Raw genomic sequence first — 23,703 nt, forward strand, 5'->3', positions numbered from 1 at the left:
CGAAGGGGCCGGTATTGGTATCAACATCCAGCAAACATTCCCCACTTCACGCCACTGACATCTCACCTAGTGTTGTGCCTGATCTCACTTCAGGGACCCCACATGGACTGTGCCCAATCCCATCTGCTGCGCCGCGGCCGTTTTTCTCAGCCGGGGGGGCTTTACCTGCTGACCACGGTCACTCATGAACGTCAGCAGATCTTCACTCAATTCAACTACGCCCGTGGCGTGATCCAGCAACTGAGACAGGCGGAGCTCGATGGGCTTTGCCGGTCCCTGGCCTGGGTGGTCATGCCCGACCATGTGCATTGGCTGATTGAGTTGCAAAGTGGCACGTTGAGCTGCTTGATGCGCAGGTTCAAATCACGGAGTAGTCATGCGCTCTATCAGCGGGGCATGTCACGCAAGAAAATATGGCAGCCGGGCTATCAGGACCGGGCCTTGCGGCGGGAAGAAAGTGTGCTGCACGTGGCGAGGTACATCGTTGCCAATCCCATAAGAGCCGGGCTGGTTGACCGTGCGGGCGACTACTCACATTGGGATGCCGTATGGATCTGATGGCCCTTTCGCGGGACAAGCCCGCTCCCACAGGTTTACCGAAACCTTCAGACCAGGGGTAAACCTGTGAGAGCCAGCTTGTCCTGAGTACAAACCGGGGACATGGTTTACAGGCTGCAAAGCAGCCCCACCACAGGCCTGAAGATCGCGCTAAACCTGTGGGAGCGGGCTTGCCCCGCGAATGGGCTGCAAAGCAGCCCCAGCATTACTGGATCAGTAATCGATCCGCACATCCCCTTTCGGCACGCTGCAGCAGGACAGGATGTAGCCCTCGGCTTCATCCTCTTCGGTAATGCCGCCGTTGTGCTCCATCTCCACTTCGCCACCCAGCTTCAACACCTTGCAAGTGCCGCAGATGCCCATGCCGCAAGCTTTCGGGATCATCAGGCCAACCTTGGCCGCCGCCGCATGGACGGTCTCGCCCGGGGCGATGCGGATGCTCTTGTCGCTGCCAATGAACTCCACCAGGTTGAGGTCGGAAACATCCAGCTCCGGTGCATCGGCCGCCTGCTCGGCGTGCTCCACTGCATCGGCCTTGGCCTCAGGTGGCGTCGCGCCGAACGACTCCTCGTGGTAGTTCTTCATGTCGAAGCCGACCGCTTCGAGCATGCGCTTGACTGCCGTCATGTAAGGCGTCGGGCCGCAGCAGAACACCACGCGCTCCATGTAGTCAGGGGCAATCAGCTCCATCAGCCGCTGGTTCAGGTAACCGCGGTACCCCGCCCATGGCTCGCCCAGGCCATGCTTCTCGCAAATGATATGCAGGCTGAAGTTGGGGATGCGCGACGCCATCTGTTCCAGCTCGCGGTGGTAGATGATGTCCTTCGGCGAACGCGCGCTGTGCACAAACACCATGTCGACGTTGGCGTTGGTGTCGTAGAACCAGCGCGCCATCGACATGACCGGGGTGATGCCCACACCGCCCGACAGGTACAGCGCCTTGCCCGCCGGGAAGTCGATGGCGTTGAACAACCCCACCGGGCCGTGCACCGGCAGCTCGGCGCCTTCGTGCATGGTGTCGTGCAGGAAGTTGGACACCAGCCCGCCCGGCACGCGCTTTACGGTGATCGAGAAGCTGTAGGGCACCGACGGCGAACTGGAAATGGTGTAGGAACGCATCACCGGCTTGCCTTCGATCTCCAGCTCCAGGGTGACGAACTGCCCGGGTTTGAAGAAGAACATGATCGGCTGATCGGCCATGAAGCAGAAAGTGCGCACGTCCCAGGTCTCCTGGATGACCTTGACGCAGCGCACGATGTGGCGGCCGTTGGCCCAGGTCTGGGTGGTGACCGGATTGAGGAAGGTATCGGACATGTTCATCTCCAGCAGCCGACTATTGGGCTTTTTATGGCTCGGATAATGCGCAAGCTTGCGACGGCGTACATTCCTGCCAGCGACATCGGCGTGCTTATCGCGACCAGCCCCGCGCTACAAGGGCTGGCGCGTCGTAATTCAATTCGGCCATGTCGCCCATGGATACGGTTCGCGACAGCTTCGGACGCACACTCCACGGCAAATAACCACGCCTGCTGTTGAAACAAAGAGCCGCTGAAAACAGCCTTGCGGCAACAACAACGATTAGCCACCTTTTGCCGGCCGCATACGGCCCCGAGGAATACACGATGGACGTCACCGCAACCCTGAGCCTGGGCGATCCACTTGAACCTGCACGCAAGGCGACCGCCGAGATGCTGCAGACCCGCGAGCGCACCTACTCGCTGCCCCAGCCTTTCTACACCGACGAGCGTCTGTTCCAGATCGACATGCAGGAGATCTTCCAGAAAGAATGGTTGATCGCCGGCATGACCTGCGAGATTCCGGCGAAAGGCAACTACATCACCCTGCAGATCGGCAAGAACCCGATCCTGGTGGTACGGGGTGCCGAAGGTAAGGTGCACGCCTTCCATAACGTCTGCCGCCACCGTGGTTCGCGTTTGTGCGTAAGCGACAAAGGCAAAGTGGCCAAGCTGGTCTGCCATTACCACCAGTGGACGTATGAACTGGACGGCCGACTGCTGTTCGCCGGCACCGAAATGGGCGCCGACTTCGACATGAAGGACTACGGCCTGAAGCCGGTACACGTGAAGGTGGCCGGCGGCTACATCTTCATCAGCCTGGCAGAAAACCCGCCTGCCATCGACGAGTTCCTGGCCACCCTGGAACACTACATGGAACCGTACGACATGGAGAACACCAAGGTGGCGGTGCACACCACCTTGATGGAAAAGGCCAACTGGAAGCTGGTGCTGGAAAACAACCGCGAGTGCTACCACTGCAGCGGTTCGCACCCGGAGCTGCTGCAAACCCTGCTGGAGTGGGACGACACCAACGACCCGCGCGCCAGCCAGGAATTCAAGGACCACGTGGCCGCTTCGGCCGCCGCCTGGGAAGCCGAAAAAATCCCGTACCTGCACAAAAGCCACGGCCTGCGTAACCGTATCGTGCGCATGCCGCTGCTCAAAGGCACGGTATCGATGACCATGGACGGCAAGCAGGCCTGCCAGAAGCTGATGGGCCGCATCAAGAACCCAGACCTGGGTTCGATGCGCATCCTGCACCTGCCGCACTCCTGGAACCACTGCATGGGCGACCACATGATCGTGTTCACCGTGTGGCCGATCAGCGCCCAGGAAACCATGGTCACCACCAAGTGGCTGGTGCACAAGGACGCCGTGGAAGGTGTGGACTACGACCCTGAGCGCATGCGCAAGGTGTGGGACGCCACCAACGACCAGGACCGCCGACTGGCGGAAGAAAACCAGCGTGGCATCAACTCCACGGCGTACCAGCCTGGGCCTTACTCGAAGACCTACGAGTTTGGTGTGGTGAACTTCATTGATTGGTACAGCGACCGCGTGTTGGCCAACTTGGGCGCAGAGCCTGCTGCTTACCTGAAAGAGGTGAAGGCGCAGTGAGTATTTAGCGTTAGCCTGCCGCGCTCCACTTGCCTGGCGAGTTGGAGCGCGTCGGCCGACGTTTGGATACCTTGGCCTGCCGCTACACGGGGACGTCGTGCGGGGTCGGGCGCGCTGACCTCATCCCTTTCGCTACTGCTGTAAACCCCAGCGCCACGTAAGCAGGAATCTCCGCCACCATCGTCACATCCATCAAAGTCTCCAGAGCAACCACGGGAATTTCACGCGGGTTTGCCCACAAGTAACTTCCCACCTCACGTGCTGCAGCAAAGTTACCTATCGAACCGCCGCTCAGGTTGGTGACTGAATTCACCACGCCCAATATATCCGTCACTGTCTGGACGGCAGGCGACACACCAGAGATCGCAGCAGCCAACTGCCCAGCTACCCCAGCGCTCCCGGTAAGGAAAAACTGCTGATTCGAGACTCTGGATGCATGAGGCAGCTCCTGATGGGGCACGGAGGGCACGGGCCCGTCTACCCCCGCAGGATTATTGTTGGCCCGGAAAGCGGCCCTGCGCCCCGCTACATTCTTGGCAGTACGTGCCAACGAGCCGAACAACGTAGCACCGCTGGACGCCACGCCAACGATTCTGAGCACGACACCCCAGAAGGCCCCGCTCGGGTCATGGCGATTCACGGGATCGCCGCCACAATAGCCGTATGCATGGATACCTCCCTTGCCGAACGGGCTTAGCGAGTCAGCGCTGATGAACCGCCTCAGGCTCGGACTGTAGAAGCGGCGACCATTGCCCAGCGGATAACAGCCTGTCAGCGGATCCAGATGCTGACCACAGAAAGCCAGCCCTGGTAGTAGTGCGGTGCTCAAGGCACCGTAAGGCGAAAAAGCGCGCGCCTCGTGACGCCCCCTGCCCAATACAGAGTGCTGGCGGTCGATGCTTAGCAGGAATGTCGTCATGGTTATCCACAATTCACGGGAGCGTGTGGACAGGGTAATGAGGGACGTTGCGTTTGCGTACTGGCAAAAATAACAGGCCGGCAACTGGTCACTATTCAACCAATCCCGCCAAGGCCCCGCGATTTCTGGGCTACAGCGATGTTCATACACCTTGTCCACAGAGACACCAACAGAGTTTGTGAGCAAAACGCGGCAATGCAGCCTTTGTTCTGTGGATAAGCGATTCAAGGCCTTGATAATCATGGATCAGGAGGCATTCGCCCCAATTTGATCATTTTCTAATCAACTCCTCACAAGCCATGACCTGCGCGGCTTTCAGGTAGTGCCGAACAGATTATCCACAGACCCGCTAACAGCGATTGTGGGCAAAACCAGCCAGAGGTATGCATAATTGTGTCTGAGGAGCCGGCTCAGAGCTGATCAGTTTATGATCAAAACTCTGTAAGCCCCGCTATTCAACGCCCACAGCCATGCGCCAACACTTTATCCACACCTTGGCGAACAGATTCCGTGGGCAAAACGCGGGCGTACCTGATATTTCTGCCAGTTCCGTGAATGCAGCGATGTGATGGGGTAATGGCTACTACTTTGGCATAATCCAGGAGTGACTTATGCACAGCCGCCAAGAAGGCACTGTGAAGTGGTTCGACGAAGGGCGGGGATTGGGGTGATCAGCGTCGAAGGTCAAACCCGAGAATTCCTGGTTCTACGCTGCGCAGCGGTAAATGTGGCCAGGGAACATCATTAGCCTGTCAGGGCCAATCGCCGGCAAGCCAGCTCCCACAGGTATTGCACTGAACCCGTAGGCAGTGGTGATCCTGTGGGAGCTGGCTTGCCGGCGATGAGGCCAGTAAAGGCCTTAGCGCAGCACGCCCTCTTCCACCAGCAGCTTGAGGATGGCCTCAGCACCTTCCTGTGGCGAAACATCCTTCAGCACCTTGCCGCCACCACCGCTGGCCTTGGCCGTCGCCGCTTTCATCCGGTCGGCGCCGCTCTTGGCCTTGATCACCTTAAGGCGCTTGGGCCGAGGACGGGCCGGCTGCAGCTCTGCGTCAGCCAGCAGTTCATCTTCGACAATGGCCACATTACGCGCCGCCAGCACACCACGTCGCGCGGGCCCGAATGCGCTCTGGCGCGGCTTGGGCGCAGCGTTATCCACAGTCGCCAGCAACGGCAGGCGCACTTTCAGCCGGCGCCGCTGACCCCGCGGCAAGGCCTGCAATACCTGGGCGGTGCCGTTCTCGATCGACTCCACCTCGGCCAACCCCACAATCAACGGCCAGCCAAGTTTTTCGGCCAGCAGGAACGGCAACATGCCCGACCCTTCACCCGTCTCGGCCTGGCTGCCGGTCAGCACCAATTGCGCGCCGGCGTCGCGCAGGTAATCCCCCAGCACGCCAAGCACATCGGCACCGGCCGGCTGCTCCAGCACGTCAAGATGGTCCAGCCCCATGCCCAGGTAGGCGCGCAGCGCTTCTTCCTGCGGGTTGCCGGCATGTACCACCTGCAAGTTATCCCCAGCCAGCTGCAAACCCAGTTCCACGGCGCGGGCATCCTGCTCGGCGCGGCGGGCGCGCCCGGAGCTTGGGTGAGCACCGATGGAAACCAGGCTGATCACTTTCGTACTCATGCTCGTGCCCTTATGCCGCGTCGCGCTGGCCGCCGCTGCGGTAGTTGTCCACAGCCTCGATCAGTGCCTTGAGAATCGCCGAGCTGTCGCCAATCACCGACAGGTCGGCCCGTTTGATCATGTCGCAACCCGGGTCCATGTTGATCGCCACCACCTTGTCGCAGGCGCCGATACCCTGCAGGTGCTGGATCGCACCCGAGATACCCACAGCCACGTACACGCGCGCGGTCACCCAGGTGCCGGTAGCACCCACCTGGCGGTTGCGCGGCATGAAGCCATCGTCCACCGCCACCCGCGAGGCGCCTTCGGTGGCGCCAAGGGCTGCGGTGGCCTGGTGGTACAGGTCCCAGTCCTTGACGCCGTTGCCGCCCGAGATGATGAACTCGGCCTCGGCCATGGCAATGGTGGCCGGGTCCACGGCCACCGAGCCCAGGTCTTCGATGCGCGACAGGCTGCGCGCCACGCTTGTGGACAACTCCACCGGCAACGCTTCGTGGCGGGTTTCGCTGACCGGCTCGGCACACTCGGCCGCTGCCAGGATCAGCCGTGGTACAGCGCGTTGCAGGTCTTGCTGGCCGGCACCGGCGCGGCCGATGCACTGGCCGTCCTTGACCTGCCACACCCGCGTGGCCGGGCGCTCGCCCAGCGCCGCGCCCAGGCGTCGGCCCAGTTCGCCGCCACCGGTGCGGCTGTCGGGCAGCAGCCAGTGGCGCGGGGTGAACTGGTTATCCACAGCCCGCAGGCCCTGCACCAGTTGCTCCGGTGCATAACCCTCGAAAGCCTCGCCTTCGATGACCAGCAGGCGGTCGACACCGGCTGTGGAAAAGTTGCTTTCCTTGTGCTCGCCAAACACCACCGCCAGCACCGCGCCGTCACTGCCGGCCAGGCTGTGGGCCAGGCCGAGCAGATCGCGGTCGTGGCTGCTCAGGCGGCCACCGACCATGTCCGGCACCACGGCGATGTAGAACGCCGGCGCGGGCACCTGGTGCAGCGGCAGCTTGACCTCTGCCGCCGCCGTGCGCCGCCCGCCCACACCCGTGCCCTGCTGGGCGCCGCTGCGGTCGATGCGCTTGATGCCGGCCGGGCCGATAAAGCCTGCGGCAATCGCATGGGGGTTCTTGCGGATCAGGCCATTGGGGCCCATCCAGCTGGTCTGTTGCGTCTGCATGGCCGCATGCAGCGGGTGCAGGCGGTTACGGGCGATCCACTCGGCCCGTGGGTCGCGGCGGATAATGTCGCTCATCAGTGCACCTCCGCAGGTTCACGTTTAGCCGTTTGCGGCTTTGGGGCAGTGGGCGCGTCCTCTTCGATCAGCACGTCGGCCACCAGCTCGGCCAGGTCCTTGATTTGCGGGCGCGGCTCGACCACGCCTTCGAGCATGGCGGTGCACTGTGGGCAACCCACGGCCACCAGCTCGGCCTCGGTCTCGCGGATGTCGTCCATGCGCATGTCGGGGATACGCTGCTTGCCAGGGATGTCAGTGATCGGCGCACCGCCACCGCCGCCGCAGCAACGGGAACGGAAGCCCGAGCGCTGCATCTCGCGCACTTCGATACCCAGCGCCTTGAGCACTTCACGCGGCGCTTCGTACTCACCGTTGTAGCGGCCCAGGTAGCACGGGTCGTGGTAGGTGACGCTGCCGCCCTTGTGCTGGCCGAGGTTGAGCTTGTTGGCCGCGATCAGTTCGGCAATGTAGGTGCTGTGGTGCTGCACCTGGTACTCGCCGCCCAATGCGCCGTACTCGTTCTTCAGCACATGGAAGCTGTGCGGGTCGCAGGTGACGATGCGCTGGAACTTGTACTTGGCCAGGGTCTGGATGTTGCGTTTGGCCAGTTGCTGGAAGGTCGCTTCGTCGCCCAGGCGGCGGGCAACGTCGCCACTGTCGCGTTCTTCCAGCCCGAGCACGGCAAAGTCCACGCCCGAGGCCTTCAGTACTTTGACAAACGAACGCAGCGTGCGCTGGTTGCGCATGTCGAAGGCACCATCGCCAACCCAGAACAGCACCTCGGTGGTTTTCACCTCCGACAGCAGTTTCAGGTTGAGGTCGGCTGCCCAGTTCATGCGACCGCCGGGGGCGAAGCCGCCGGGGTTGTCGGTGGCGATCAGGTTATCCAGCACCTCGGCGCCCTTGTTCGGGGTGGCGCCCTTTTCCAGGGTGAGGTGACGGCGCATGTCGACGATGGCATCGACATGCTCGATCATCATCGGGCATTCCTCGACGCAGGCTCGGCAGGTGGTGCACGACCACAGCGTTTCAGCGTCGACCAGGCCATTGACGATCGGCTGATGCGGATGACCGCCATGTTCACCAATCGGCTTGCCCGGGTAAGGGCTGCCGGCAAACTTGGCGTCCGTGCCACCGGCCAGGCCGATGACCATGTCCTGAATGAGCTTTTTCGGGTTCAGCGGCTGGCCAGCGGCAAAGGCCGGGCACATGGCTTCACATTTACCGCACTGCACGCAGGCGTCGAAGCCCAGCAGCTGGTTCCAGGTGAAGTCCGCCGGCTTTTCCACGCCCAGCGGTGCGTTGGGGTCTTCCAGGTCCAGCGGCTTGAGGCCGGTGGAACGGCCGCCGCCGAAGCGCTCGGCACGGCGGTGCCAGGCCAGGTGCAGGGCACCGGCGAAGGCGTGCTTCATCGGGCCGCCCCAGGTCATGCCGAAGAACAGCTCCGACACGCCCCACAGCACGCCCAGGCCGAGCACAGCAACCATCACCCAGCCACCCGTGTTGGCGGGCAGGATACCGGCGACCGGCAGGGTGGCAATGAAGAAGCTTGCGGCGAACACCAGCAGGCTCTTCGGCAAGCGCATCCACGGGCCTTTGGACAGGCGCGCAGGCGGGTTGAGGCGGCGTTTGAAGACAAAGAGGGCGCCGGTAAACATGATCACCGTGGCTACCAGCAACGCGTAGCCGAGGATTTTGCTCTGCAGGCCAAAGCCATGCACCAGGATCGCCAAGGCAGCCGACAGCACGAAGCCGCCTGCGGTGGCCACGTGGGTCTTGGACATGTATTTGTCGCGCTCGACCACGTGGTGCAGGTCCACCAGGTAACGGCGCGGCATGGCCAGCAAGCCGCCGATCAGGTCGACCTTGGAGGCCCGGCCCCGCCGCCACATGCGCACCCGGCGCAGGGCGCCGAGCACCGCCAGGCCAAGGGCAGCGAACAGCAGGATGGGTAGAAGGGTGTTCAACATGGGAGGCTCCCACAACAGCTAGATTCTTGCGCCACTCTGAAGCTGGGATTGGCCCCTGTGGGAGCGGGTTTACCCGCGAATGCGTCCGATCAGACAACGCTGTTGCTTGTGCTGACGCATTCGCGGGTGAACCCGCTCCCACAGGGACCATGCCCTGTGGCGAAAATTTGGATCGATCAGAAATCCTTGCACAGGCGCAAGGCGTCGTAGATCGCCGCGTGCACGTTGCGCTGGGCCACGCAGTCGCCGATGCGGTACAGCAGGTAACCTTCGCCCGGCTGGCTGAGGATCGGCTGTGGCTTGATGGCAAACAGCGCCTCCACATCGATCTGGCCCTTGTTGCGCGAGCCGTCCTTCAGCGCGTAGTACAGCGCTTCATCAGGCCGCACGCCGTTCTCGATCACCACCTGGTCGACCACGCGTTCTTCCTTGGCGCCGGTGTATTCGTTCTCCAGCACCGCCACCAGCTTGTCGCCTTCGCGGTAGACCTTTTCCAGCATCATGTCGCCGGTCATGATCACTTCTTTCGGGTACATGCTGCGGTAGTAGGTCGGGAAGGTCGTGCCGCCCATGGCCACGCCCGGCTTGATGTCGTCGGTGACGATCTCGACCTGGCTGCCTTTGTCGGCGACGAAGTCTGCCGCCGACATACCGGTGAATTCACAGATGGTGTCGTACACCAGCACGTTCTTGCCCGGCGCAACCTTGCCGTCGAGCACATCCCAGCTGCTGACCACCAGCCCTTCGGCAGCGCCCCAGTGCTCGTTCTGCTCGACGAACGGATGGCCACCCACCGCCAGCACGATAACGTCCGGGCGCAGGTCCTGGATGGCGTCCACGCTGGCAGCGGTACCCAGGCGCAGGTCCACTTTCAGGCGCGCCAGCTCCAGCTGGTACCAGCGGGTGATGCCGGCGATCTGGTCACGCTGCGGTGCCTTGGCGGCAATGGTGATCTGCCCGCCGATCTGGTCTTTCTTCTCGAACAGGGTCACGTCGTGGCCACGTTCGGCGGCCACGCGGGCTGCTTCCATGCCGGCCGGGCCTGCGCCAACCACCACCACCTTGCGTTTGACGCCGGTGGTTTTTTCGATGATGTGCGGCACACCCATGTATTCACGGGAGGTCGCGGCGTTCTGGATGCACAGTACATCCAGGCCCTGGTACTGGCGGTCGATGCAGTAGTTGGCACCAACGCACTGCTTGATCTGGTCAATCTGGCCCATCTTGATCTTGGCAATCAGGTGCGGGTCGGCCATGTGCGCACGGGTCATGCCGACCATGTCTACGTAGCCGCCTTCAAGGATGCGCGTGGCCTGGTTCGGGTCCTTGATGTTCTGCGCGTGCAGCACCGGGACCTTGACCACTTCCTTGATGCCGGCTGCCAGGTGCAGGAACGGCTCTGGCGGGTAGCTCATGTTGGGGATGACGTTGGCCAGGGTGTTGTGGGTGTCGCAACCCGAACCAACCACGCCAATGAAGTCGAGCATGCCGGTGCCGTCGTAGTAGGCGGCAATCTGCTTCATGTCCTCGTGGCTGAGGCCATCCGGGTGGAACTCGTCGCCACAGAGACGCATGCCCACGCAGAAGTCGTCGCCCACTTCGGCGCGCACGGCTTTCAATACTTCCAGGCCGAACTTCATGCGGCCTTCAAACGTGCCGCCCCATTCGTCGGTACGCTTGTTGACCCGCGGGCTCCAGAACTGGTCGATCATGTGCTGGTGCACCGCCGACAGTTCGACGCCGTCCAGCCCGCCCTCTTTAGCACGCCGCGCAGCCTGCGCGTAGTTGCCGATGACGCGCCAGATCTCTTCCACCTCGATGGTCTTGCAGGTGGCGCGGTGCACCGGTTCGCGGATGCCCGACGGCGACATCAGGGTTGGCCAGTTGAAGCCGTCCCAGCGCGAGCGACGGCCCATGTGGGTAATCTGGATCATGATCTTGGCGCCATGCTTGTGCATGGCGTCGGCCAGGTTCTGGAAGTGCGGGATGATGCGGTCGGTCGACAGGTTGACCGACGCCCACCATTCCTGCGGGCTGTCGATGGCGACGACGGACGAGCCGCCGCAGATCGCCAGGCCGATGCCGCCCTTTGCCTTCTCTTCGTAGTACTTCACGTAGCGGTCGGTCGTCATGCCGCCGTCAGTGGCGTAGACCTCGGCGTGCGCGGTGCTGAGCACGCGGTTGCGGATGGTCAGTTTGCCGATCTGGATCGGCTGGAACATTGCTTCGAATGCCATGACGCTATCTCCGGCTTACAACGGCTTTGTAACGAACAGGCCATCTTCGTGGCCTTCCTCCGACCCACCGTAGACTTGTTCGGCCACGGTGCGGATCGAGCTGCCACGGGCAGCGAGAATCTGGTCCATTGCGCCGGCGAACCAGCCGGTGAACATGTAGTCGACCTTGCGGCCAACCTTGCCGTACACGTACACGAACGCCGAATGCTTGAGCTTGACACTGCAGGTGCCTTTGTCCAGGTCGATGTCCTGGATCTCGAACAGGCCCCAGCCACGCTGGGACAGGCGCTTCATGTAGTGCTCAAACACCGCCACGCCTTCCAGGCCATGGCACTCGGCTTCTTTCTCACACCAGTGCCAAGCGGACTTGTAGCCGGCCTTGTAGAGGATCTCGGCGTAGGCGTCGGCGCCCAGCACTTCCTCGATGCCCATGTGGTTGTTGACGAAGAAATGGCGCGGCACGTACAGCATCGGCAAGGCGTCGCTGGTCCAGACACCGGTCTCGCTGTCGACTTCGATTGGCAATTGCGGGGCGATCTTGGCCATGGAAACTCAACTCCATACAAATTTTTATGTGGGTGCCCCGGCGTTGCTGGCAGGGGCTATCAGGCTTGGAGAGCGGCTTACTCGCCCCAGACGTCCTTCAGGACGTTGACCCAGTTCTCGCCCATGATCTTGCGCACCACACGCTCGGAGTGGCCGCGCTTGAGCAAGGTTTCGGTGAGGTTGGGGAATTCGCCCACGGTGCGGATGCCCAGCGGGTTGATGATCTTGCCGAAGTTGGTCAGGCGACGGGCGTAGCCCTTGTCGTGGGTCAGGTACTCGAAGAACTCCTGGCCATGGCCCTGGGTGAAGTCGGTGCCGATACCGATGGCGTCTTCACCGACGATGTTCATGGTGTACTCGATGGCTTCGGCGTAGTCGTCGATGGTCGAGTCGATGCCTTTGGCCAGGAACGGCGCGAACATGGTCACGCCGACGAAGCCGCCGTGGTCGGCGATGAACTTCAGCTCTGCGTCCGACTTGTTGCGCGGGTGCTCTTTAAGGCCCGACGGCAGGCAGTGGGAGTAGCAGACCGGTTTTTTCGATTCGAGGATGACCTCTTCGGAGGTCTTGGAGCCGACATGGGACAGGTCGCACATGATGCCGACGCGGTTCATTTCCGCCACGATCTCGCGGCCGAAGCCCGACAAGCCGCCGTCACGCTCGTAGCAACCGGTGCCTACCAGGTTCTGGGTGTTGTAGCACATCTGCACGATGCCCACGCCCAGCTGCTTGAACACGTCCACGTAGGCGATCTGGTCTTCGAATGCATGGGCGTTCTGGAAGCCGAACAGGATGCCAGTCTTGCCCAGTTCCTTGGCCTTGCGGATGTCGGCGGTGGTGCGCACCGGCATCACCAGGTCGCCGTTGTCGCGGATCAGCTTCTGGCTGGCGGCGATCTGGTCGACGGTTGCCTTGAAGCCTTCCCAAACCGACACCGTGCAGTTGGCCGCAGTCAGCCCGCCTTTGCGCATGTCCTCGAACAGCTCGCGGTTCCATTTGGCAATGATCAGGCCGTCGATGACGATGCTGTCGGCGTGAAGTTCGGCTGGGCTCATCAGGCTGTCCCCTTTTATTGAATGTTGGCGCCAAACCTTGTGTCGGCGCTTTGGGGCCAGCATATGCCTGTGCCCAAAGGCGCCCCGATGCAAAAACGACAGGGGGTTTGCCGAAAGCGTCAATGCGCGACAACACGCCCTCTGGCACGCCTTCTGGCGATGAGAGACAGTCTCGATAACGACATTTCTGGCTGCTTTATGAACATTTGGACAGGTGGCTACCACCGCGCCTTCGTCTGAGCGAGAATCCCTGCGATTCGTCAGCCTGTTGAGGAGAAAAGGGATGAAATCATTGGCATGGCTGGTATTGCTGGCCGTCGTATCCGGCGCCCAGGCCGGCGAGGAAGAAAGCACCCCGTGCGACAACGTCGAGACCGACCAGCAGACCTACGCCTGCGCGGCGTTCAACAAGCAGACGGCCGAGCGGGAGTTGAAGTCGGCTTACGATGACCTGATCCAGCGCATCCGCGATCAATATGCCGACGAAGGCGACCAGGCCACTGCCCTGATCGGGCGCATGGATGCGGCAGAGAAGCTGTGGACACAACTGCGCGATGCTGATTGCAAGGTCGAGACCTATGCCGAGAAGCAGGGGAGCAAGGCATTCCAGGCGGCCTGGGATACCTGCGTGGCCCAGCGCAGTGATGACCGGTCGGAGTATTTGCAGTCCATTGGCCAGCAGTGAAATCCCTGTTTCCTGCACAGGCCCTATCGCCGGCAAGCCAGCTCCCACAGGTACCCCACAGCATTCAAAACCTGTGCAATACCTGTGGGAGCTGGCTTGCCGGCGATAGGGCCAGTGCAAGAGGAAATCAAACTGCCCTGGCCAACCTGTCCTCCCGCGGGCAACGCTGGTACCGCGCCCGGTAACAGCGGGTAAAGTACGAAGCCGACTCGAACCCGCAAGCCACCCCCACCTCCAGCACACTCATGTCGGTCTGGCGCAACAACTGCCGTGCCTTGTCCAGCCGCAGCCGCAAATAGAACCCACTGGGCGTGTCATCCAGGTGCACGCGAAACAGCCGCTCCAGCTGCCGCCGGGTCACCTGCACCACTTCTGCCAGCACCTGGGTATTGAGCGGCTGTTCGGTATTGCGCTCCATTTCGCCAATCACCTTCACCAGCTTCTTGTTGCTGATGCCATAGCGGCTGGCAATCTGCATGCGCTGATGGTCCTGTCGCTGGCGGATACGCCCGAGCACGAATTGTTCCGACACCTGCACTGCCAGCTCGCTGCCGTGAGCCTGTGCAATCAGGTCCAGCATCAGGTCGATCGACGCCGTACCGCCAGCGCAGGTGATGCGCCTACGGTCGATCTCGAACAGCTCCTGGGTCGCCTGCAGGCTCGGGTAGTTTTCCTTGAACGCTTCCAGTGCCTCCCAGTGCACGGTGGCGCGGTGGCCGTCGAGCAGGCCGGACTCGGCCAGCACAACGGCACCGGTATCGATGCCGCCCAATATCACCCCTTCATGATCCAGGCGGCGTAGCGCCTGTTGCAGCGCCGGGCCATAACAGGCCAGGGGATCGAAACCGGCCACGATCAGCAGAATGCCGGCAGGCTCGCCCGCGGCCAGGGCCGCATCGGCGTTTACCGACATGCCGTTGCTGGCCTGCACCGCCCCGCCATCCAGGCTCAGCACCTGCCAGCGGTACGACGGCCCCTTGAACCGGTTGGCTACCCGCAGCGGCTCCAGGGCACTGATGAAGCCCATGGCCGAGAACCCGGGCAACAGCAGAAAGTGAATGTTTTGCAGCATTGCATGCTCCACGGCAAAGGTGGTCGCCTCCGTGCAAGTGTTGGTCGCCAGGGTGCGATTTTTCACCCTGCGTGCAGCGTAGCGTGTTCACACGGCCCAGAGAGACCGAACCCCATAACAATATGCACTGCCGATGGAGAGCCACCATGCACAGCTTGATCCGCCGCAGCCTGTTGACCCTTGCCCTTAGCAGCATCGCCACTTCCCCGCTTTTCGCCGCAGAGCCTGCGGCCTGCAAGAACGTCCGCCTGGGCGTGGTCAACTGGACTGACGTCATCGCCACCAGCGCCATGGCCCAGGTGCTGCTTGATGGCCTGGGCTACCAGACCAAGCAGACCAGCGCTTCGCAGCAGATCATCTTTGCCGGCATCCGCGACAAGCGCCTGGACATGTTCCTGGGTTACTGGAACCCGATCATGACCCAGACCATTACACCGTTCATCGATGCCCAGCAGGTCAAGGTGCTGGAAAAGCCCAGCCTGGAAGATGCGCGGGCGACCCTGGCAGTGCCGAAGTACCTGTATGACAAAGGCCTGAAGACCTTCGCCGACATTCACAAGTTCGAGAAGGAGCTGGGCGGCAAGCTCTATGGCATCGAGCCCGGCTCGGGTGCCAACACCCAGATCAAGGCCATGATCACCAAGAACCAGTTCGGCCTGGGCAAGTTCCAGCTGGTCGAGTCCAGCGAGGCCGGCATGCTCGCTGCCGTCGACCGCGCCGTGCGCCGCAAGGAGGCCGTGGTGTTCTTCGGCTGGGCGCCGCACCCGATGAACGTGAACATCGACATGGCCTACCTGGGCGAGAGCCAGGACGCCCTGGGGCCGGACGAAGGCCGCGCAACGGTGTGGACGGTGACCGCGCCGGACTACGCCGAACGCTGCCCCAACGCCCACCGCTTGCTGGCCAACCTGAACTTCAGCGCCGAGGACGAGAGCCGCATGATGCAGCCGCTGCTCGACCACAAGGATGCGCTGGAATCGGCCCGCCAGTGGCTCAAGGACCACCCCGAGGACAAGGCGCGCTGGCTTGAGGGTGTGACCACCTTCGATGGCAAGCCGGGTGCGGACAACCTCAAGCTTACTGCCAACTGATCCGGCCCTTTTCGCGGGCACGCCCGCTCCCACAGGGTTCACGCGAACCCTGTGGGAGCTGGCTTGCCGGCGATAGGGCCAGCACAGACAACACAAGGAACCCCGCCATGAACCACGACGTCATCATCACCTGCGCCCTCACCGGCGCCGGTGACACCGCCTCGAAAAGCCACCTGGTCCCGGTCACCCCCAAGCAGATCGCCGAAGCCGCCGTCGAAGCAGCCAAAGCCGGCGCCACCGTGGTCCACTGCCACGTTCGCGACCCGCAAAGCGGCCGTTTCAGCCGCGACGTAAACCTCTACCGCGAAGTCATGGAACGCATCCGCGAAGCCGATGTGGACATCATCGTCAACCTCACCGCCGGCATGGGTGGCGACCTGGAAATCGGCCCGGGCGAAACGCCCCTAGAGTTCGGCCCGGGCACCGACCTGATCGGCCCGCTGGAACGCCTGGCCCATGTCGAGGCGCTGCTGCCGGAGATCTGTACCCTTGACTGCGGCACGCTCAACTTCGGCGACGGCAATTCGATTTATGTCTCCACCCCGGCGCAACTGCGCGCCGGCGCCAAACGCATCACCGAACTGGGCGTGAAAGCCGAACTGGAAATCTTCGACACCGGCCACCTGTGGTTCGCCAAGCAGATGATCAAGGAAGGCCTGCTCGAAGACCCGCTGTTCCAGCTGTGCCTGGGCATTCCCTGGGGCGCACCGGCCGACACCACCACCATGAAGGCGATGGTCGACAACCTGCCGGCCAACGTCACCTGGGCCGGCTTTGGCATCGGCCGCATGCAAATGCCGATGGCCGCACAAGCTGTGTTACTCGGCGGCAACGTGCGGGTCGGCCTGGAAGACAACCTGTACCTGGACCGCGGCGTGCTGGCCAGCAACGGCCAATTGGTCGAACGGGCGGTGGAGATCATTTCGCGCCTCGGTGCCCGCGTGCTGACCCCGGCCGAAGGGCGGGAAAAAATGAATCTCAAGCGCCGCTGAGCCCCTGCAACGATCGCAGCTACGCCAAAGATCCTGTGGGAGCGGGCATGCCCGCGAAGCAGGCGACGCAGCGGATGGCACCGGCTTTGCCGGTGTTCGCGGGCGCGCCCGCTCCCACAGGGATCGATGCCCCCTGATCAATGTGTTTTGCCCTGAGGAACCGACATGCCTTTCATCACCGAGATCAAGACCTTCGCCGCTTTGGGTAGCGGCGTAATCGGCAGCGGCTGGGTTGCCCGCGCCCTTGCCCACGGCCTGGACGTGGTCGCCTGGGACCCGGCGCCAGGTGCCGAGCAAGCGCTGCGCAAGCGCATTGCCAACGCTTGGCCAGCGCTGGAAAAACAAGGCCTGGCGCAAGGTGCATCACAAAACCGGCTGAAGTTCGTCAGCACCATCGAAGAGTGCGTACGCGACGCCGATTTTATCCAGGAAAGCGCACCGGAGCGGCTGGACCTCAAGCTCGACCTGCACGCGAAAATCAGCGCCGCCGCCAAGCCCGAGGCCATCATCGGTTCCAGCACTTCAGGCCTGCTGCCCAGCGAATTCTACGAGTCGGCTACCCACCCCGAACGCTGCGTGGTCGGCCACCCGTTCAACCCGGTGTACTTGCTGCCGCTGGTCGAGATCGTCGGCGGCAACCGTACTGCGCCTGAAGCCATCGAGGCGGCAAAAACCATCTACACCGCACTGGGTATGCGCCCGCTGCATGTGCGCAAGGAAGTGCCCGGTTTCATCGCCGACCGCCTGCTCGAAGCGCTCTGGCGGGAGGCCCTGCACCTGGTCAACGACGGCGTGGCGACCACCGGTGAGATCGACGATGCCATCCGCTTCGGCGCCGGCCTGCGCTGGTCGTTCATGGGCACCTTCCTCACCTACACCCTGGCCGGTGGCGATGCGGGCATGCGCCACTTCATGTCGCAGTTCGGGCCAGCCCTCAAGCTGCCCTGGACCTACCTGCCGGCGCCGGAGCTAACCGACAAGTTGATCGACGATGTGGTGGACGGCACCTCGGCGCAACTGGGCGAACGTAGCATCGCCGCGCTGGAGCGCTATCGTGATGACACCCTGCTGGCGGTGCTGGCAGCGGTGAAGACCAGCAAGGCAACACATGGCATGGCCTATGGCGATTGAGGAATAAGCAATGCCCGCACTGATCACCTACCGCACCCCAGTCCAGAAGGACTGGGTGGACTACAACGGGCATCTGCGCGATGCCTATTACCTGCTGATATTCAGCTATGCCACCGATGCGCTGATGGAGCGCATCGGCCTGGATGCCGACAGCCGTGGGCAGAGCGGAAATTCCCTGTTCACCCTCGAAGCGCACATCAACTACCTGCATGAAGTAAAACTGGGTAGCGAGGTATGGGTACAGACGCAGATCATCGGCTTTGATCACAAACGCCTGCATGTCTACCACAGCCTGCATCGGGCGGGGTTCGAAGAGGCGCTGGCGGCCAGCGAGCAGATGCTGCTGCATGTGGACCTGACAGAGCCGAAGTCGGCCCCGTTCAGCGAGGTGAGCATAGGGTTGCTACAGGGGCTGGTGGATGAACAGCTTCAACTTACGGCGCCCGCCTATGCAGGCCGTGTGATCGGCCTTCCAAAAAAATAACCCCGCAAAGCCGTGAGCTAGCGGGGCCAAGAGCGAGCAACATCCACTGTGCATGAGTGAGGGTGACCAAACCCCCTGGTACCGTGAATGGCTTCAGTGTGCTGGCTTGCCGGGTAGGCGATTTAGCCGTAAACGACCTGTTCTTAGCCAAAGCAGTCATGGCGACATCTTGTTGTTGCGGGCATGTCGCGCTCGTCACAGAATCGGTCGTAAATCACAGCAGCACTCTCTTAGCGATAAAAGGGACAACAGCCATGATGCATGCGGATTTGATTGATCAGGACGACCTGGCAGGCCACCTGCGCGCACGCGGGTTCGAGATTCCGGCGGGCGCCAGTGCCGAGCAGGCTTGCGAAGCGGTGGTACGTGGGCTGACAGAGCCTAATGCGCGAGCGCTGAAGGGTATGGTCGAGCAGATGTATACCGGGAGTGCGACGATTCTGCCGGCGGTGCGCCAGGCCATCGACAAGCAGCTGTTGCCGGCCTTGGCGCAGTTCAACAAACGCGCCTGATTTCTCCTGGTCCGGCCTCTTCGCGGGACAAGCCCGCTCCCACAATGACCGCGTAAGCTTTCAGATTTCAGGCAAGTACAGTTGCTCCACAGTGATCGCGTAAGCTTTTAGAGTTCGAGCAAGACGCTCCCACAGGGACATCACCCTCCTTGGGATGATGGATAACTTGTGGGAGCGGGCTTGCCCCGCGAAAGGGCCAGGCCTGCCTTAAACAGGCTCGGCCAGCTTCTCCAGTTCTGCAGTCCGGTCAAACAGCCGTGCCAGCCCTTCCTGGTGTGTCACCCCCACCACCGTACACCGCGGCAACTCCCGCCTGAGCATTTCCAGCAAAACCCGGGCACTGCCCAGATCCAGCTGGCTGGTCGCCTCATCCAGGTACAAGGTATCCGGCCGGTACAGCAACGCCCGCGCCAGGCTCAACCGCTGCTGCTCCCCGCCGGAGAGCACGCGGTCCCACTCAGCCTGCTTGTCCAGTTGCCCAACCAGGGCTCCCAGCCCCACCTTGCCCAGCACACCGATCAACTGCACGTCGTCTATCGACTGCACCTGTGGATAAGCCAGTAACGCACGCAGGCTCATGTGCGGCATGTAGGGCTTCTGCGGCAGCAGCAAGCTGCGCCCCGGTGGCAGCTGCCACTCGCCCAGGCAGTAGGGCCAAAGCCCCTGCAAGGTGCGCAGCAAAGTCGACTTGCCAACCCCACTGCGCCCACCCAGCCGTAACCACTGGCCCTGCCCTGCTTGCAAGTCCAGGTCGCGCAGCATGGCACTGCCATCCGGCCGGCAAAGCGTCAGCCCCCGCGTACACAGGCAGTCACCCTGAGTAGTCGTGACGGCCTGCCTGCGGCTGGCAGCAATCGCCTGCTCGAACTGCTCCAGCCGCTGCAATGCAGCGCTCCAGCGCACCAGCTTGTGATAAAGCTTGATGAACCAGCTGAGCGAGCCGTGCACCGCGTTGAAGGCACTGCGGATCTGCATCAGCCCACCCAGGGTGATGGCCTTGGCCATGAATGCCGGCAAGGCGGCGAACACCGGGATGATCAGGCTCAAGCGTTCGTAAGAGACGGTGAACAAGCTGAGATTGCGTTCACGCCCCATCAGTTGCCGCCAGTTGTCGGCAATGGCCCGAAAGCGTTCGGCCAGGTGCTCGCGTTCGACCGCCTCGCCCCGGTACAGCGCAATCTGCTCGGCATGGTCGCGCTTGCGCAACAGACTGGCGCGAAAGTCCGCCTCGCGGTGTTCACGCTCGTAGTTCAACCCATGCAGTGGCTTGCCGATCAGATGTGTCACCAGGCTGCCGACCACGGTATAGGCCAGCACGATCCACACCAGGTAGCCATGAACCGTGAACGTCTCGCCGAACAGGCTGAAGGTTTGCACCCCCGACAGGTTCCACAGGATCACCATGAACGCGCCGACCTGCGCCAGGTTGATCACCAGCGAGGCCACCAGCTCAATGCTCAGCCCGACCATCAGGTCGATGTCCTGGGCAATGCGCTGGTCGGGGTTGTCCGGCTCGCCCGTCAGCCCCAGGCGGTAGAAGGCCTGATCGGCCAACCAGGCATCAGTCAGGCGCCCGGTCATCGCCTGGCGCCAGCGCAGCTCCAGCCCTTTGCGGATGTAGTCCATGGCCACGACGATCAGCACATAGCTACCCAGATACAGCGCATACTCGCCGACCAGGCCATACAACCCCGCCGTGTCAAACGCGCCCAGGGTGTCGTAGAAGACCTTGCTCCAGCCGTTGATCAGCACATTGATCTGCACCACCAGCAACCCCAGGCCGATCACCGCCGCCAGCATGAGCCAAGCCAGCCATTGCCCACGGTCGTGCCAGAACGGGCGGCTGAGGCGGTAGAAAGTGCGCAGGGTTTTCACAGTGCCTGCTCCAGCGCCGCCTCAGAGGGCAGCAGGCGCAGTTGTACCTGGTTGCCCCGAGGGAACAGCTGCAGTGCCTGTTGTTGCAGCTCCGGCAGGGTCAGTGCCGCAGGCAACTGTGCCTGGGTCTGCAGGTAGCGTGGGTCGTGCCAGCGGCGGTCGCTGAGGACCAGGCGCTTGAACTGGGTTTGCGGGTCTTCGCGGCGTTTGCTCTCCTGGCGCAGCAGCTCACGGCGCTCGGCCACCAGCCACTCGGCATCTGGCTGCAGGCTGGCGAGGGTATTCTGCGCCATCGCCCACAGCTCATCGGCCCGGGCCGGGTCGCAGGTGAAGCTGAGGCTGCTCTCGACACGCTGCGTATCGGCATTCAGCTCGCTGTCGAAACGCAGGCGGTATACACCCGAGGCCTCGCCACGCAACTGCGCCTTCAGCCGCTGGTTGGCCAGGTCGCGCAACACCGATACCCGCACCGCCGCCTCCGGGCTCCAGGCTTGCGGCTGGAAGCTGCTGGCCTGCAACACCACACGCGGTTCCAGTGCGATGGCCAGGTCCTCACGGCGTTGGCCGGGCTGCTGCAAGGCCTGCTGGCTGGCCAGCGAAGCACTGCGCGGGAGGGTCGCGAGCATTTCACGGACCATTTTTTCCAACGGTTCCGGCGCCGTATCCGCCATCAGGTAATAGGTCACCGGCGCACCGGCCAAAAGCTTCCAGTCGGCAGTCAGCTGTTCGGCGGTCAATTGTTCGAGGGCGCGGGTATCCGGCGACTGCCAGAGGTCCACACCGTACTTGAGCACACGCTGGCGGCTTTCCTGCACCCCGCGCACGTCATCCGGTCTGCTGCGCAGACGTTGCAGCAATTCGTCACGGGACTGGGTGAACAGCGCCTGGTCTACGCTGGCCAACTGACTCGTGCGGTAGCTTTGCATCAGCGCCAGCAAGTGCTCAGGTTCGGCGCCAAGGCTGAGCGTCAAACGCTGGGGCTGATGGTCGAGGCTGAGCGTGGCGCGTTGCGTCTGGCGCCAAGTGGCCAGTGCCTCTGGGTCCATACCCGGCAGGCCGCTGCGGGCACCAAGCTGCGCAGCCATTTGCAGGCGCCAGACCGGTAAGCCCTCAAGGGAGTAGCCTGCTGACGAGTCGGCTTGCAGCAGCCATTTGCCGTCCGGGCCATTGCGCTTGAGCCAGACCAGGCGATCCCCGTTGCTCAGGCGCCAATGCTCCACGTGTTGTTCCGGGAAGGTCTTGCGCGCGACGATAGCGGCAGCGGGTGGCGCAGCGGGCATTTTCAGGATGGATGCCGAAGCGTTTTCTGGCGCCGTCTGCACGGGGGCCGTAAGCGATCTGCCGGCCAGTTCGACTTGCCGCGCCTCAACCTGCGCGACAGTCGGCAGAGCGACTTCGGAGTTGCCCGCCGCGCTCACCTGCAATACCCGGTCAGGGCTGGCCAGCCAGCGACGCAGGCGGTCGTTCAGGTCATCTCGCGAGATGTTCCCCAGCGCTTCCAGATAGCGCGCAGCAGTGGCATGCCGCTCGGTGACGGCATTACCCTGCACGGCGGCATTGTTGAGTTGTTCCACCCACTGCTCGAAGGTGCGCGGGTCTTGCTTGGCCAGGGTCTTTTCGCCCAGCGCGTGGATATGCTCGCGCTCGCGTTGCAGGTCCGTTTCGCTGAAACCGTGCTGGCGCAGGCGCTCGATCTCGGTCAGTAGTTGCTGCAGCGCCTGGTCGTGAGCCTGGCCCTCGACGCCTGCGGCGATGCCAAGCACGGTGGAGTGCTCACCGATCAGGGTTTTCTGCGCGGTGAAGCTGCGTACCCCGGCCGCCTGCGGTTGGCGACGCAGGCTGTCGAGCATGGCGGCGAGGGTCATGCGGTCGATCAGTCGCTCGCGCAATGCGGCGCGGGTGGTGCCTCGGCTATCCGGCTCATGGGAGCGGAACAGCATCGCTACCTGGTTACTGCCCGATTGCGGGTCTTGCAGGCGGAACACTTTCAGCTTGTCGTCCAGCAGCAGCTCCCGTCGCTCTCGGCCCGGCACTTGGCCCGCCTTGGCCCCGCCGAAGGCCTGTTCGATCTGGGCGCGCATGGCCTCGGGGTCGAAATCGCCAACTGCCGACAGCACCATGTTGTTGGGCAGGTACCAGCGGTTCTGGAAGGACTGCAGGTTTTGCAGGCTAGCCGAGCGGATCGCCGCTTCGTTGCCGATGGTGCGGTGCCCGGGGTAGCGCGAGCCCACCCGCTGCGAGGCCGTGCGCTGCTCGTTCATGCGCTGGGCCACGCCCAAGCCGCCGCGCCATTCCTCGATCACGATGGGCCGTTCGCGCTCCAGGTCCTGGGCGTTGTAGTCACGGGCGAACGCCAGGTCGGCCAGGGCCTGCAATGCCTGTGGCGCCTGGCGCACGCCAGCGGGTGGGCCAATCAGGTACTGGGTGCGTTCGTAGTTGGTCACGGCATTGAAGTGCCGGCCCTGCACCCAGCCCAGGTCGGTCATGCGCTGGCGCAGGTTTTGCTGGCGGCCGGCGCGGCTGTGAAAGGCCAGATGCTCGACCATGTGGGCGACGCCAACCTGGTCCTCTGCCTCGTCGACCGAACCGGCCTTGACGGTCAAACGCAGGTCCAGGCGGCCAGGCTGCGCCGTCTCACGCACCAGCCGGTAGGCAAGCCCGTTGGCCAGCTTGCCCTGGATAACCTGGCGGTCCCAGGGCAAGGGTGCGTCGGGTTCAGGTATCGACGCGCAGGCGCCGAGCAACAGCGGGCCGAGCAGGCCCGCGATGAGCTTTTTCATCAGGGTATCCACGGTTTTTTATAGAG

Annotated in this window: 19 protein-coding genes; 8 read left to right on the forward strand and 11 right to left on the reverse strand. The window is 62.9% G+C overall.

Going from position 1 to position 23,703, the window contains the following annotated elements; all coding sequences use genetic code 11:
* Window positions 1-102: 102 nt before the first annotated feature.
* Complete coding sequence (locus N805_RS20710; RefSeq protein ID WP_019470195.1) at window positions 103-558, forward strand: REP-associated tyrosine transposase; 456 nt, start codon at window positions 103-105, stop codon at window positions 556-558.
* 213 nt (window positions 559-771) lie between these two features.
* Here N805_RS20710 and gbcB read toward each other — a convergent pair whose 3' ends face one another.
* The gene (gene gbcB, locus N805_RS20715; RefSeq protein WP_019470196.1) at window positions 772-1,872 is read right to left on the reverse strand and encodes a glycine-betaine demethylase subunit GbcB; all 1,101 of its coding nucleotides are present in this window, start codon (window positions 1,870-1,872) and stop codon (window positions 772-774) included.
* 308 nt (window positions 1,873-2,180) lie between these two features.
* Here gbcB and gbcA point away from each other — a divergent pair, with 308 nt between their 5' ends.
* Complete coding sequence (gbcA, locus tag N805_RS20720) at window positions 2,181-3,473, forward strand: glycine-betaine demethylase subunit GbcA (protein ID WP_019470197.1); 1,293 nt, start codon at window positions 2,181-2,183, stop codon at window positions 3,471-3,473.
* Window positions 3,474-3,555: 82 nt separating this feature from the next.
* Here gbcA and N805_RS20725 read toward each other — a convergent pair whose 3' ends face one another.
* The 7 genes from N805_RS20725 to N805_RS20755 all read right to left on the reverse strand — a co-directional run bounded on the left by N805_RS20725 (window position 3,556) and on the right by N805_RS20755 (window position 13,055).
* Window positions 3,556-4,635 (reverse strand): RHS repeat-associated core domain-containing protein, encoded by a 1,080-nt coding sequence (locus tag N805_RS20725; protein WP_230685689.1) that lies wholly within the window; start codon window positions 4,633-4,635, stop codon window positions 3,556-3,558.
* Window positions 4,636-5,251: 616 nt separating this feature from the next.
* On the reverse strand, window positions 5,252-6,022 hold the full coding sequence (locus N805_RS20730; protein ID WP_016484524.1) for an electron transfer flavoprotein subunit beta: 771 nt from the start codon (window positions 6,020-6,022) through the stop codon (window positions 5,252-5,254).
* Between the two features lie 10 nt (window positions 6,023-6,032).
* A complete protein-coding gene (locus N805_RS20735; RefSeq protein WP_019470199.1) occupies window positions 6,033-7,265 on the reverse strand; it encodes an electron transfer flavoprotein subunit alpha/FixB family protein in 1,233 nt (410 codons plus the stop codon).
* Entirely contained in the window at window positions 7,265-9,217 is a 1,953-nt protein-coding gene (dgcB, locus tag N805_RS20740; protein WP_019470200.1) for a dimethylglycine demethylation protein DgcB, read from the reverse strand. Before dgcB ends, N805_RS20735 begins: the two co-directional genes overlap by 1 nt.
* A 176-nt stretch (window positions 9,218-9,393) precedes the next feature.
* Window positions 9,394-11,454: a dimethylglycine demethylation protein DgcA gene (dgcA, locus tag N805_RS20745; RefSeq protein WP_019470201.1), complete on the reverse strand. Its 2,061-nt coding sequence runs from the start codon at window positions 11,452-11,454 to the stop codon at window positions 9,394-9,396.
* 15 nt (window positions 11,455-11,469) lie between these two features.
* Entirely contained in the window at window positions 11,470-12,000 is a 531-nt protein-coding gene (locus tag N805_RS20750; RefSeq protein WP_019470202.1) for a DUF5943 domain-containing protein, read from the reverse strand.
* 77 nt (window positions 12,001-12,077) lie between these two features.
* Entirely contained in the window at window positions 12,078-13,055 is a 978-nt protein-coding gene (locus N805_RS20755) for a dipeptidase (protein ID WP_019470203.1), read from the reverse strand.
* 283 nt (window positions 13,056-13,338) lie between these two features.
* On the opposite strand from N805_RS20755, the gene N805_RS20760 reads away from it, so the two are divergent.
* A complete protein-coding gene (locus N805_RS20760) occupies window positions 13,339-13,740 on the forward strand; it encodes a lysozyme inhibitor LprI family protein (RefSeq protein ID WP_019470204.1) in 402 nt (133 codons plus the stop codon).
* A gap of 127 nt (window positions 13,741-13,867) precedes the next feature.
* Here N805_RS20760 and N805_RS20765 read toward each other — a convergent pair whose 3' ends face one another.
* On the reverse strand, window positions 13,868-14,812 hold the full coding sequence (locus tag N805_RS20765) for a GlxA family transcriptional regulator (RefSeq protein ID WP_019471315.1): 945 nt from the start codon (window positions 14,810-14,812) through the stop codon (window positions 13,868-13,870).
* 146 nt (window positions 14,813-14,958) lie between these two features.
* Between N805_RS20765 and choX the strand changes: the two genes are divergently transcribed.
* From choX to N805_RS20790, 5 genes are all read left to right on the forward strand, one after another.
* Window positions 14,959-15,903 (forward strand): choline ABC transporter substrate-binding protein, encoded by a 945-nt coding sequence (gene choX, locus N805_RS20770; RefSeq protein ID WP_019471314.1) that lies wholly within the window; start codon window positions 14,959-14,961, stop codon window positions 15,901-15,903.
* Window positions 15,904-16,010: 107 nt separating this feature from the next.
* Window positions 16,011-16,895: a 3-keto-5-aminohexanoate cleavage protein gene (locus tag N805_RS20775; protein WP_019471313.1), complete on the forward strand. Its 885-nt coding sequence runs from the start codon at window positions 16,011-16,013 to the stop codon at window positions 16,893-16,895.
* A 165-nt stretch (window positions 16,896-17,060) separates the two neighbouring features.
* Window positions 17,061-18,026, forward strand: a complete 966-nt coding sequence (locus tag N805_RS20780; protein WP_019471312.1) for an L-carnitine dehydrogenase — start codon at window positions 17,061-17,063, stop codon at window positions 18,024-18,026.
* A gap of 10 nt (window positions 18,027-18,036) precedes the next feature.
* On the forward strand, window positions 18,037-18,510 hold the full coding sequence (locus tag N805_RS20785) for a thioesterase family protein (protein WP_019471311.1): 474 nt from the start codon (window positions 18,037-18,039) through the stop codon (window positions 18,508-18,510).
* A 254-nt stretch (window positions 18,511-18,764) separates the two neighbouring features.
* Window positions 18,765-19,022: a hypothetical protein gene (locus tag N805_RS20790; RefSeq protein WP_012270100.1), complete on the forward strand. Its 258-nt coding sequence runs from the start codon at window positions 18,765-18,767 to the stop codon at window positions 19,020-19,022.
* Window positions 19,023-19,229: 207 nt separating this feature from the next.
* Here the strand turns inward: N805_RS20790 and N805_RS20795 are convergent, their stop codons facing one another.
* The gene (locus N805_RS20795; protein WP_019471310.1) at window positions 19,230-20,897 is read right to left on the reverse strand and encodes an ABC transporter ATP-binding protein/permease; all 1,668 of its coding nucleotides are present in this window, start codon (window positions 20,895-20,897) and stop codon (window positions 19,230-19,232) included.
* Complete coding sequence (locus N805_RS20800; protein WP_019471309.1) at window positions 20,894-23,677, reverse strand: M16 family metallopeptidase; 2,784 nt, start codon at window positions 23,675-23,677, stop codon at window positions 20,894-20,896. Before N805_RS20800 ends, N805_RS20795 begins: the two co-directional genes overlap by 4 nt.
* Window positions 23,678-23,703: the final 26 nt, after the last annotated feature.

Origin of the sequence: Pseudomonas putida S13.1.2, from assembly GCF_000498395.2 — a bacterium.
In the GTDB taxonomy this organism is placed as follows: domain Bacteria; phylum Pseudomonadota; class Gammaproteobacteria; order Pseudomonadales; family Pseudomonadaceae; genus Aquipseudomonas; species Aquipseudomonas putida_Q.